The sequence below is a fragment of the Salinisphaera sp. T5B8 genome (assembly GCF_040361255.1).
Lineage (GTDB): Bacteria > Pseudomonadota > Gammaproteobacteria > Nevskiales > Salinisphaeraceae > Salinisphaera.
This window is the reverse complement of record NZ_APNG01000017.1, coordinates 82,303-94,400: the sequence shown is the minus strand read 5'-3', so window position 1 is coordinate 94,400 and position 12,098 is coordinate 82,303. Positions and strand designations below refer to the sequence as shown.

Genomic DNA, 12,098 nt, shown 5'->3' with positions numbered 1-12,098 from the left:
TTCAAGGCAAATGACCCGGATGAACAACCTACTGAAAGATCACACCTAGCGCAGCTCGGCAAGCACGGCATCGAGGCGCTTGGCCGAAACTTTCATGGCCGTGCCCAGCGGCTGGGCATAAACCTGCACCCGATATTCTTCGACCATCCAGCGTAGTTCGTGCAGGCCGTCCGGGCGCTGCGCTTTATTCACCGCACGCTCGGCGCGCTGCTTGTAAGCCTGCCAGTACGGCAAGATTTCACGCATGCGCTGTTTATCGGCCGCCGCGCCGTCGCGGGCCAGCTTGTCCAGGCGTTGTTCAATGGCCGTCAGGTAACGGTCCAGATTGCGTGCCAGCGTGGGCGAATAGGCATGCTCGCCGACAAACCCGGCATAGACCAGATGCGCCAGCTGATCGCGGATATCCTCGATCGCTGCCATCCAGTCGAGACCGATATTCTTGGAGAGCCGCTTATTGACGTGACCCAGCCGCGTTAGCGCGGGTTTCAGATCGTTCCAGAGCGCGACCGCATCCGCCATCAACTGGCCGCGCAGTGTGGATACGAGTGCGTCGAAGCCAGCCGCGTCGCGCACCGGCGTGTCGATATGCGCCTCGATGAGCGCGGTCAGCAGATCGGCGAGCAAGGCCGGTTCGTTATCCTGTTCGATCACGCGCTGGCGTTCGCGATCGGCGAGCGCGGTGACCGGCGCTGCGGGCAGATCCATGACCGCGAAACGCTTGAACTGATCCAGATCCCGTTTGATCAGCCGACCTTGTTTGGCCGTGGCCAGCCGGGCGAGTCGAATCACACCGTAACGATGCGCAACGCCCGCCGCCTGCGGGTCGTCGAGCAATTCGAGGTCCACCGAATCGCCACGATCGACCAGCGTGGGCGTGGCCTGAACACGCACGCCGGCATGCTTGAGCTCGACGCTATCGGCCAGATCCTGTTCCGGCCACGCGGTAAGGCCGGTTTCGCGCAGCGCGTCGTCGCTGGCCTGGGCCACCGCAGCGCGGGCCCGGTCGCCCAGATCACGGCTGAGTTTTTCCAGATCCCGGCCGGTGGCCACGACCTCGCCGTCGTCGTCGACGACTTCGAAGCGCAGCTTGAGGTGCGGACTCGGCGTGAAGTCGTCCCAGGCATCGGCGGGTATCTGCAGCCCGGTCATGGCATGAATGGCCTCACGCAGCGCATCCAGCGGGTCGCCCTTGCCAAATTCGGCACGCTCGGCGGCAGCACGGGCGAAATCCGGTACCGGCACTACGGCCCGGCGCAGGCGTTTGGGCAAGGCCTTGAGATATTCGCGATATTTCTCTTCCAGCAGGCCCGGCACCAGCCATTCTGCCCGCTCGGGCGGCATCTGCTTGAGCGCGGCCAGCGGCACGCGCGCGGTCACGCCGTCCTTGTCCGTGCCCGGTTCGAAGGCATAGTCGAGGGCAACCGGCAGATCGCCCAGGCGCATGCTTTGCGGGTAGGCATCGGCGGGCAGGTCCACCCCGGCATGGCGTAGCAGCTGGTCTTCGTCGAAGCGCAGGACGCTGTCGTCGTTCTGTTTGAGCCATTTCTGCAGGCTCTTGCGATCACGAACGTCCGCCGGCAGGCGTTCGTCATAGAAGCGTTCCTGGGTGGTTTCGTCCACGAGCAGATCGCGCCGGCGAAAACGCGCTTCCTGGGCGGCGATATCGTCGACAATCAGCTGGTTGTACTGCAGAAATTCGGGCATACGCCCGCGCGAATCGGTCACCGCGAACGCCACCAGGCCATCGCGGATGAAAATCTCGCGGGCCACCACCGGGTCCATGCGGCCGAAATCGACCTTGCGCCCGTCCGCCAGCGTGAGTCCGAACAGCTTCACCCGCTCGCGGGCGGCCACCTGGCCACGGCGTTTTTCCCAGTGCGGCTCGTAGTGTTCCCGCGTCACCAGATGGTCGGCGGCTTTTTCGATCCATTTCGGATCGACGCCCGCCACGGTATGCGCGAACAAACGACTGGTTTCGATGAGCTCGCCGGCGACCATCCATTTGGGGTTCTTCTTGGCCAGGCCGGAGCCGGGGAATATGCGGAACTTGCGCCCGCGGGTGCCCTGGTATTCGCCCTTCTCTTCGAGCTGGCCGACATGATCGAGCAGCCCCGGCAACAACGCCTGATGCAGCCCGACGAAATCCACCTCGGCGAGGCGCCCCTGGGCGGGATCATTGCTGATGCCCAGATCCGCGCCGATACGCCGCAGCTGGCGGGCCAGATCCTCCCATTCGCGCATGCGCATGAAGTTGATGAAACGCTCACGACACCATTTACGCAGCTGATTGCCGCTGTGTTCGCGCCGCGCCTGGGCAAACGCGTCCCAGAGCTTCAACAGACTGACGAAATCCGAGCGCACGTCGGCGAACTCGCGCTGGGCCTGATCGGCGGCCTCGCGCATGGCCGGCGGGCGTTCGCGCGGGTCCTGAATGGTCAGCCCGGCAGCGAGCACGCGCATGGCGGTGGCCACGCCCATGGCCTGGCCGGCAATGAGCATGCGCCCGATACGCGGGTCCAGCGGCAGGCGTGCGAGCTGGCGACCGAGGGCGGTGATGCGCTTGTTGTCCATGGCCTGCAGCTGGGTGAGCAGGTTGCGGCCGTCGTTGATATAGCGCCGCTCGGGCGGATCGATGAAAGGAAAGTTCTCGATCTCGCCGAGCTTGAGATCGGCCATGGTCAGCAGCACGCTGGCCAGATTGGTACGCCGGATTTCCGGGTCCGTGAAGGCTGGCCGGTTTTCGTAGTCGTCTTCGTCGAAAAGGCGGATACAGATACCCGGCGCGACACGACCACAGCGGCCCGCGCGCTGGTTGCAGCTGGCCTGGGAGACCGGCTCGATAGGCAGGCGTTGGACCTTGGCCGAGGTGGAATAACGGCTGATACGGGCCAGCCCGCTGTCGATCACGTAGCGAATACCGGGCACCGTCAGCGAGGTTTCAGCCACGTTGGTCGACAACACCACGCGGCGGCCGTTGCTGGCCGAAAAGATTCGGTTCTGCGCACTGCGCGTGAGCCGCGCATACAACGGCACGATTTCGGCGCTGAACTTGTCACCCGCCAGCGCTTTGGACAGATGACGCTCGCAGTCGCGGATATCGCGCTCGCCGGGTAGAAACACCAGAATATCGCCCGCCCCTGTGCCCTCGCCCGGCCGCCAGAGCTCGCGTATGCCGGCCTCCACCGCCTGCGGCAGATCGTCGTCGTTTTCCTCGGGCGGGCGATAGCGCACCGTCACCGGATAGCCACGCCCTTCGACGTTGATGACCGGCGCGTCGTCGAAAAACCGGGCGAAACGGTCCGGGTCGATCGTGGCCGAGGTGACCACCACTTTCAGGTCCGGACGCTTGGGCAGCAGCTGTTTGAGATAGCCGAGCAGAAAATCGACGTTGAGCGTTCGCTCGTGGGCCTCGTCGATGACGATGGCTTCATAGGCATTGAGAAAGCGATCGCGTGCGGTTTCGGCCAGCAGGATGCCGTCGGTCATCAGCTTGATCTGGGTCGATTCCGAAAGCTTCTTCTCGAAGCGCGTCTGAAAGCCCACCAGCTCGCCGAACGGCGTAATCAGCTCTTCGGCAATCCGCTGGCCGACGCTGCGTGCAGCCAGTCGCCGGGGCTGGGTATGGCCGATCAGCCCGCGCGCGCCGAAACCGGCCTGCATGAGAATCTTGGGCAGCTGGGTGGTCTTGCCGGAGCCGGTTTCACCGCAGACCACCACCACCTGGTGTTGCTCGAGCGCAGCGCGGATCTCGTCGGCGCGGGCGGTCACCGGCAGCCCCTCGACCAGCGCCACCTCGCCACGCTCCTGGGCCCGCGTATGCGTCACCGCCGCGCTCGTTTCGATCCGCTCGGCCATACGCGCCCTGGCCTCGGCGTCGCGCGCCTGCCGCCAGCCCCGGGTGAGCCGATGGCGATCGCGTGTTTGCACGTCGGCCAGCACGGCTTCGGTGTGAGCGTTTGCGGTCAATGTTGTTCCTCGAAGCGACGGTCATGACGCGAACCATGGATAGCCGCGCACTGATGCATCGGTTAGCCTGCGCGTATCAACGCACTGGCCGGCAAGACATGAATTTCCATACGCGCAAGTGGATCAAGCCCGAAGACCTCAACCCCAACGGCACCCTGTTCGGCGGCAGCCTGCTGCGCTGGATCGATGAAGAAGCCGCGATCTACGCGATCATTCAACTCGATCATCACCATATCGTCACCAAGTACATGTCCGAAATCAATTTCGTGTCCAGTGCGCGCCAGGGCGACATCATCGAACTGGGCATCGCGGCCACGCGTTTTGGCACCACCTCGCTGACCATGCGTTGCGAAGTGCGCAACAAGATCACGCGGCGCAGCATCCTGCGTATCGACGAAATCGTGTTCGTGAGCATGGGCGATGACGGGCGCCCGAAACCGCATGGCAAGACCGAGGTGACCTATATCAAGGATCGTTTCGCCGAGGGCGAAGAAGACAACGAATGACAGGGCCCATCTTCACGCTGCGCGGTGTCGGCGGCCCGCGCCTTGTGCTGTTGCTAGCCCTCGTGGTCGCGATTGCCGGCTGCACCCCGGCCACGCTCAAGCAACGCAACGGCTACTGGGCCGATCAGGCCCAGCAGGCACAGGCCTACAATCATCGTGTGCGCTTTCTCGTGCTGCACTATACCGGCGGCAATGAGGCCCGGGCGATCCAGGTACTGACCGGACCCAACGTGAGTTCGCATTACGTGGTGTCCGATGCGCCGCCTCGCCGTGGCGGCGCGCCCGTGGTCTATCAACTCGTCGACGAAAACGCGCGCGCCTGGCATGCCGGCAGAAGCGCCTGGGCCGGGCGCCGGCATCTCAATGACAGTTCGATCGGTATCGAAATCGTCAATCCCGGCCCGGTCGACACGCCCAGCGGCAAGGTCTGGCGCGGTTTTTCGGGCGAACAGCTTGCGGCGGTCATCGCTCTGGCCCGCGATATCATCGCCCGCTACGACATCGCGCCGGAAAACGTGCTCGGCCATGCCGATGTTTCGCCCGGGCGCAAGATCGATCCGGGCCCGGCCTTTCCCTGGGAGCAACTCTATCGTCAGGGTATCGGCGCCTGGCCGGATGCCGCCACGGTGAACGCCTATCGTGATCGCTTTCGCTACGACATGCCCGGTATCGCGGCGATTCAATCGGCCTTGTCACGCTATGGCTACGAACTCGACGTGACCGGCGTGCTCGACCAGCCGACCCACGCGGTGATCGTATCGTTTCAGATGCATTTTCGCCCGCAGCGCTACGACGGCATCCCGGATCTGGAAACGGTCGCGCGGCTCTGGGCACTCAACGACAAATATCGCTAGGCGCCTGGCGCCCGGCGTTGCTGGCCAACGGCGGCTGGTCGGTTTGGCAACGCGGTCAGGCACATCGCGCACCCTGCGCAGTCAGCGGTTGGCTGCAAGCCGGGTCAGGCGTCTCGTATCACTCGACCGCAGCAGCACTTGTCAGCTAAGCCGCTGACAGATTGCGAAAATTTCGGTTTTCTACGCAGATGCGTCGTATTCCGTATCGCATCACGATTTTACAGGCTGCGTTCGAGCCGCTAATACTCGCTCCATCGATCAAGAACAAAAACCCGAGTTGACGCAGCTGCGTCGCCAACGAAGGGGCACGAATGGATCGAGTCGACGTTTTCATCGCCAACCTCTACCAATCGATCGAACACTGTCGCACTGACAGCTTTCGCGAAACCGCACTTCAGCTGCTGGCGAATGTGCTCGATTTCGATGCCGCACTATGGGGTTCCGGCAACTACACATCGAGCGTATTTCATAGCGTGGTGACCATCGGCCTCGAGCCAGACTACCCACGCGCGCTGGAACAAACCCAGGGCATTAATCCGATCCTGCCGGCGCTGATGAGCAACGTCGGCCATGCCGTTGATATGCGCTCGGTCATCGACGACGCCGCGTTTCGCGACAGCCGTATCTATCGCGAGTGCTTCTCGGGTTACGGGGTCGAGCGCATCCTCAGTTACATCGCCTACGACGCGCGCAGCCATGTCTATACATTGCTGAGCCTGTATCGCTTCGATGCCGAGCGCGCGTTCAGCGAAGACGAACGTCAGATATTCGAGCGTATCGCCTATCATCTGATCGCAGCAGAAAGCCACGCGTTCTTCTTTCATGTCGCACTGCGCGATCGTCTCCATACCCGGGTCCAGGCCGCCGTATGCGACGATCACGGCCTGCTCTACCAGGCCCAACCGGGCTTTATCGATCTGGTGGAAGAAGCATTCGGCCCCTGGCAGCAGCCCCATTTGCCATTCGCGCTGCCGCCGCCCGGCGAATCCTGCCTATGTAACGATCTGCATATCGAAAACGAACCGCTGGGCGATCTGTTCTGTATCGTCGTCCGTCGCGCGAACCCGCTCGACGCCCTGCAAAGCCGTGACCGCGAGATCGTGGCGGCCATCTGCCGCGGCATGACCTTCAAGGATATCGGCCGGGAGCTGCATCTGGCGCCTTCGACCGTATCCAATCGCCTGTATCGCGTGTACCGAAAACTCGGGGTCACCAGTCGCAGTTCACTGGTTCGCCTGATCCATCGTTCGTCGCGCTACTGACGCGCACACGCGCACGGCGCTTCGACATCGCTGGCGGCCAGCCGGTATAAATTTACCTGCCCCTTCGGCTGTACCTGCCAGCCATGCTCGGCTATGAATGGATACAGCGGCGGCGTTTGTGCCGCAGCAGCCGTTCTTGGGGGAACCGCGATGATGAACACTCGAGCCCGTCTTTGCCGGATCGCGACCTTGCTACTGGTCGCGAGCGCGCTACTGAGTGCGTGCAACGACGATGACGAGAACGTCTCGTTCACGCCCACGGGCAACACGCCTGATACGGGTAATGGCGGACAAACCGCGCCGCCGAGACTGTTCAGCATCGCCCCGGGCGATAACGCCACCGCCGATGCCGTAGCGGCCTTCTTCGAGGCGGCCCCTGGCGACACCATCGAATTCGAGCCCGGCTTTTTCGAATTCAATACCGGCCTGGTGATGCAGAACACCGAAGGCGTAACGGTCAAGGGCGCAGGCATGGACGAAACCGTGCTGTCGTTTGAAAACAGCGATACCGCCGAGGGCTTTCTGATCAGCAACGTACGGGGTGTGGTGGTATCCGATCTCACCGTAACTGACACGCCGGGCGACGGTATCAAGATCAAAAGCTCCGATATCGTGACCTATCGCAATGTACGTACCATGTGGTCGAGCGCCGATACGCCGGTGGGCGCCGACAATTATCAGAGTGCGATCCATTACGAATGCCCGGCCGAGCCGATCGGTGCGGCCAACCCCGCGCCCTATCAGCCGGACTCGGGCAATGGCCGCTATGGCATCTATCCGGTACAGGCCAGCAACGTACTGCTCGACAACGTGGAGTCGCTCGGCGCCTCGGATGCCGGCATTTATGTCGGCCAGAGCGACGATGTGATCATCAAGAACAGCCGCGCGCTGTACAACGTCGCCGGTTACGAATTCGAAAACACCCAGCGCGCCGAGATGTTCGACAATATCGCCGAGTGCAACACGGTCGGCTATATCATCTACGACCTGCCGTATCTCACCCAGTACGGCTATCAGGCGCGCATGCATCACAACGTGGCGCGCAACAACAATTTCGAGAACTTCGCCGCCGGCGGGATCGTGTCGCAGGTGCCCAAGGGCAGCGGCCTGATCACGCTGGCCTACGATCAGGTCGAAGTCGACCACAACGAATTCTCCGATCACCAGACCGGCGCCATCCTCATTACCAGCTACGAGCTGATCGGCGACGACGGCGACCTGCGCCAGGATATCTATACCGAAGCGCTATCGATCCACGACAATAGCTTCGACAATTCGGGCTATGCCATGCCGCCGCCGGATCTGGCGGCCCTGGCCGAGGGCGATCTCTCCAGTGCGCTGCCGACCATCATTGCCCTGAAGAACGGCGGTCAGGGCGCGGATATCATCTGGGACGGCGTCTACGACGGACCCAACGAATGCCCAAAGCCTGACGTGCCCACCAACGACCGCGGCAAACCGCAGTTCGAGGGTACCGACGTGAAACCGGCCAACTGCGGCGACGCGGACGAAAACGGCATCGCCGACCGTTACAACGCCTATAAATTCGACGACAGCGATGCGCGTAAAAAGCCGTCGATGTGGATCTGTATCGAAAACAATAGCTATACCGGCAGTCCCCTCGCGCCGGAATTCGCCAATATCCACGGTTTGGCCGGGCTGGAGGCGCTCAATGCCGTGCTCGACCCGGAGCAACTCGGCGATCCGAATTATCTGCCCGGCGTCATCGCCGGTATTCCCGACTTTCTGGCCGATAACGATGCCACACCGCATCAGTGCCAGAGTCAATTCGGCGAAACCCTGCCCGGCATGCCGGCCGTGCAACTGGCTACCTATACGTTGCCCGAGGGGGGCAGCGGCCGACCGAGCGAGGAACAGATCGCCGCGCTATGCGGGCGTGAAACCGATGGCGCGATCAACTGGCAGGCCCTGGCCGAAGTCGATTGCCCGGATCTGGCCAGCTACCACCTGTTCAACGATCCCCAGGATCCGAGCACCGACAGTAACGGCGGCACGCCCTATGATTTGAATACACGCCTGTTTTCGGATTACGCGATCAAATACCGGTTCGTGTTCATGCCCGAGGGCAAGGCCGCGGTCTATCACGACGGCAGCGAAGACGTGAACGCCACCTACGACTTCCCGGTCGGCACGGTCATTTCCAAAACGTTTTCCTTCATCGACGGGGGCAATACCCGTCACGTCGAAACCCGGCTGCTGATCAAGCGCGAGGACGACAAGGGCGTTGCCTGGGTCGGCCTGCCCTATATCTGGGAAACCGATGGCAGCGGCAAGCGCATCGCCCGGCTTTCCAAGGGCGGCGGCACGGCCGCGGTGTCCTGGAACTACAACGACGCGCACAGCGGCGAGCTGCTTCAGGGCAGTACCGACAGCTATCGTATTCCCAATGCGTCCCAGTGCGTGACCTGCCACGCCAACACCTATAACGACGCCGGCGCCGCACCGATCGGGCCGAAACCCCGCAACCTCAACAAGCCTTATGCCTACGAGGGAGCCGGCAACGTCAACCAGATCGCCTACTGGGCGGACCACAATCTGCTCACCGGTGCGCCGTCCGATCTGGGCGTGGATGTGAATACGATGATCGCGACCCAGATCGAGCGTATTCCCTACTTCAATGTCCCCGGCGACGGCGGTGAGACGGCCAATTCCGATGCCGATATCGAGCAACGCATTCGCGGCTATCTCGAGGTCAACTGTGCGCACTGCCATAACGAAGGCGGCCCGGCCTCGAATACGGGTCTGTATCTCGACTACTTCCGGCCGGTGAATTCGTCCTACGGCATCTGCAAGACGCCGACGGCCGCCGGCGCGGGTTCGGACGGGCGCCCGCACGATATCCAGCCGGGCAGCACGGATGAGTCGATCATGCCGTTCAGGGTCGGATCGAACGATGTCGAAGCCCGGATGCCGCCGATCGCACGCAGCGTGGTCCACGAACAAGCACTCGAACTACTCGACGAATGGATCGAAAACGTGGTCGACAGCGAGTACGAAGACGGCAGCTGCGCGACAGGCGTGAATATCCCGACCGCGATGCGATAGCAGGCCCGAGCTCGACGCGGCAACACCACGGCATGAACGGCGACGCAAAGGCCAGCCGGGTAATCTCCCGGCTGGCGATTCGAGCTGCTCGTTAAGCCTGTCGGGGGCTACGGCCGGCGAGTAAGCGCCTCGCGCGCCGCGATCACCCGGCGCGCCGCATCTTCGCCGTCATCGCCGAAGGCCGTCATATGGCCCATCTTGCGGCCGGGCCGGGCGTCTGCCTTGCCATAGAGATGCAGCTTGAGCGACGGATCGGCCAGCGCGGCACGCCAGTCCGGCATGCCGTTATCCCACAGATCGCCCAGCAGGTTGACCATTGCCGAGGGGCGCAGGCGGCGCGTATCGCCCAGCGGCAGTGCACACACCGCACGCAGCTGTTGTTCGAACTGACTGGTCACGCAGGCATCGAAGCTGAAATGGCCCGAGTTATGCGGCCTGGGCGCGAGTTCGTTGACCACCAGCTCGCCGTCGTGGGTCAGGAAAAACTCCACACAGAGCACGCCCACCACATCGAGGGCTTCGAGCACGCCACGGGCGATCTCGACCGCGTTGGCCGTAATCTTCGGATCGATATCCGGATCCGGAATCGAGACATCGAGAATATGATCGCGATGGCGATTTTCGGTCACCCCGTAATGGGCGAATTCGCCGTCGCAACCCCGTGCGGCGACCACCGAGATCTCGCGCTCGAACTCGACGAAGCCTTCCAGCACCGCTTCACCCGCGCCGATACTCTGCCAGGCCTCTTCGGCCTGTTCCGGCGCATGAATCACGGCCTGGCCCTTGCCGTCGTAGCCAAAGCCCGCGGTCTTGAGCACGGCCGGCGTACCCAGACGTTCGAGGGCACCGCCGAGCGTAGCGCGATCGGGCACATGCTCGAACGGTGCGGTGGGAAAGCCCGCGCCATGGAGAAAATCCTTCTCGCGCTGGCGATGCTGGGCGGTATGCAGCACTTCGCCGCGCGGGCGCACCGGCACGTGTTCGCTGGCCGTGCGCGCTGCCTCGAAAGGCACGTTCTCGAACTCGAAGGTCACGACATCGACCCGACTGGCGAACTCGGCCACGGCGTCAAGATCGGCATAGTCGCCAACCGCTTCCCGATCGGCCACCTGGCCCATGGGCGTATCGTCACCGGGCGAAAAGGTATGCACGCGATAGCCCATACGGCGCGCGGCCAGCGCGAACATGCGCCCGAGCTGACCGCTGCCCAGAACACCCACGGTGGCACCGGGAAGAATCGCTCGGCTCATAGGGGCAACTCGTCGTTTGCGACCTTGTCGGCCTGTTGCTGGCGAAAATCCGAAAGCGCGCGGCGCAATTCGGGCCGCGTATTGGCCAGCATCGCCACTGCGAACAGGCCCGCGTTGCGCGCGCCTGATGTGCCGATGGCAAATGTCGCGGTGGGCACGCCGCCGGGCATCTGCACGATCGAAAGCAACGAATCCAGGCCGTTGAGCGCGCGGCTTTTCACCGGCACGCCGAGTACGGGCAACAGCGTCTGGGCGGCGACCATGCCCGGCAGATGGGCGGCACCGCCCGCACCGGCGATGATGATTTCCAGCCCGCGCTGCTCGGCCGAATGCGCATAATCGCGCATCACGTCCGGCGTACGATGCGCCGAAACCACCTTGCATTCATGGGCTATGCCGAAGTCGTCGAGTACCGCATGGGCCGCCTTCATGGTCTCCCAATCCGACGTACTGCCCATGATCACGCCGACGCACGGCTTGTCGTTCGTCATGTCGCCCCCTGCCCGAGTCGCAGAAAAGCGCTCTAGTCTACCAACTAAGTCCGACAACGGCTCGCATGGATACGTCTGACGTCATTCGAGCACGATCAGATGATTGGGCAACTCGTTGCGTTCGTGCGTGGCCGGCACCGCCTGTGCCAGTTTCTCGCCGCAGGCGGCAATGCATTCGGTGAAACCGGTCAGCGTTTCGCCGATACGAACACGCGCGGTAAAAGCCTCGACAATGGACTGCCATTCCTCGTCCGGCACATGCGCCGAGATGCCGCGATCGACAATGATTTCCACATAACGCTCGGCTTCGGACACGAAAATGAGCATGCCCGTGGCGTCGTCGGTGTGGTGCAGATTCTGTTCCAGAAATTGGCGCCGGGCCAGATTGGCCGCCCGCCAATGGCGGATATGGCGCGGAATCAGGCGCGTCGTCACCCCGGGAAGACGAAACAGCAGCGCCAGCACCACGAATACGCCCCATTGCAGCAATAGCAACAGGCTGGCATCGATCGCCACGGTGAAGAACAACAGTGCGCCCGGCAGAATCAGCGCCAGCAGTCCGGCCCAGAGTAGCGGGATATAGGCGTAGTCGTCGGCGCGCTCGGCGAGCACGGTCACCAGTTCGGCATCGGTATTGCGTTCGACCGCCGTGATGGCCTCGGCGACCTGATTGCGTTCTTGATCATTGAGCAACGTCATGACA

The 12,098-nt window shown here is 62.9% G+C and carries 8 protein-coding genes; 4 read left to right on the top strand and 4 right to left on the bottom strand.

Annotation, left to right across the window (positions count from 1 at the left end; genetic code table 11):
* Positions 1-45 precede the first annotated feature (45 nt).
* A complete protein-coding gene (gene hrpA, locus T5B8_RS15045) occupies positions 46-3,966 on the bottom strand; it encodes an ATP-dependent RNA helicase HrpA (protein WP_353180067.1) in 3,921 nt (1,306 codons plus the stop codon).
* A gap of 98 nt (positions 3,967-4,064) precedes the next feature.
* Between hrpA and T5B8_RS15040 the strand changes: the two genes are divergently transcribed.
* From T5B8_RS15040 to T5B8_RS15025, 4 genes are all read left to right on the top strand, one after another.
* Positions 4,065-4,472: an acyl-CoA thioesterase gene (locus T5B8_RS15040; RefSeq protein ID WP_353180066.1), complete on the top strand. Its 408-nt coding sequence runs from the start codon at positions 4,065-4,067 to the stop codon at positions 4,470-4,472.
* Positions 4,469-5,326, top strand: coding sequence for an N-acetylmuramoyl-L-alanine amidase (locus T5B8_RS15035; RefSeq protein WP_353180065.1), 858 nt, complete (start codon positions 4,469-4,471; stop codon positions 5,324-5,326). The genes T5B8_RS15040 and T5B8_RS15035 overlap by 4 nt, the downstream gene beginning before the upstream one ends.
* A 311-nt stretch (positions 5,327-5,637) precedes the next feature.
* The gene (locus T5B8_RS15030) at positions 5,638-6,588 is read left to right on the top strand and encodes a helix-turn-helix transcriptional regulator (protein ID WP_353180063.1); all 951 of its coding nucleotides are present in this window, start codon (positions 5,638-5,640) and stop codon (positions 6,586-6,588) included.
* Between the two features lie 150 nt (positions 6,589-6,738).
* Entirely contained in the window at positions 6,739-9,654 is a 2,916-nt protein-coding gene (locus tag T5B8_RS15025; RefSeq protein ID WP_353180061.1) for a parallel beta-helix domain-containing protein, read from the top strand.
* Positions 9,655-9,761: 107 nt separating this feature from the next.
* Here T5B8_RS15025 and T5B8_RS15020 read toward each other — a convergent pair whose 3' ends face one another.
* The 3 genes from T5B8_RS15020 to T5B8_RS15010 form a co-directional block, all read right to left on the bottom strand.
* A complete protein-coding gene (locus tag T5B8_RS15020) occupies positions 9,762-10,904 on the bottom strand; it encodes a 5-(carboxyamino)imidazole ribonucleotide synthase (protein ID WP_353180059.1) in 1,143 nt (380 codons plus the stop codon).
* Positions 10,901-11,395, bottom strand: coding sequence for a 5-(carboxyamino)imidazole ribonucleotide mutase (purE, locus tag T5B8_RS15015; protein WP_353180058.1), 495 nt, complete (start codon positions 11,393-11,395; stop codon positions 10,901-10,903). The genes T5B8_RS15020 and purE overlap by 4 nt, the downstream gene beginning before the upstream one ends.
* An 81-nt stretch (positions 11,396-11,476) precedes the next feature.
* The gene (locus T5B8_RS15010) at positions 11,477-12,094 is read right to left on the bottom strand and encodes a TPM domain-containing protein (RefSeq protein WP_353180056.1); all 618 of its coding nucleotides are present in this window, start codon (positions 12,092-12,094) and stop codon (positions 11,477-11,479) included.
* Positions 12,095-12,098 lie beyond the last annotated feature (4 nt).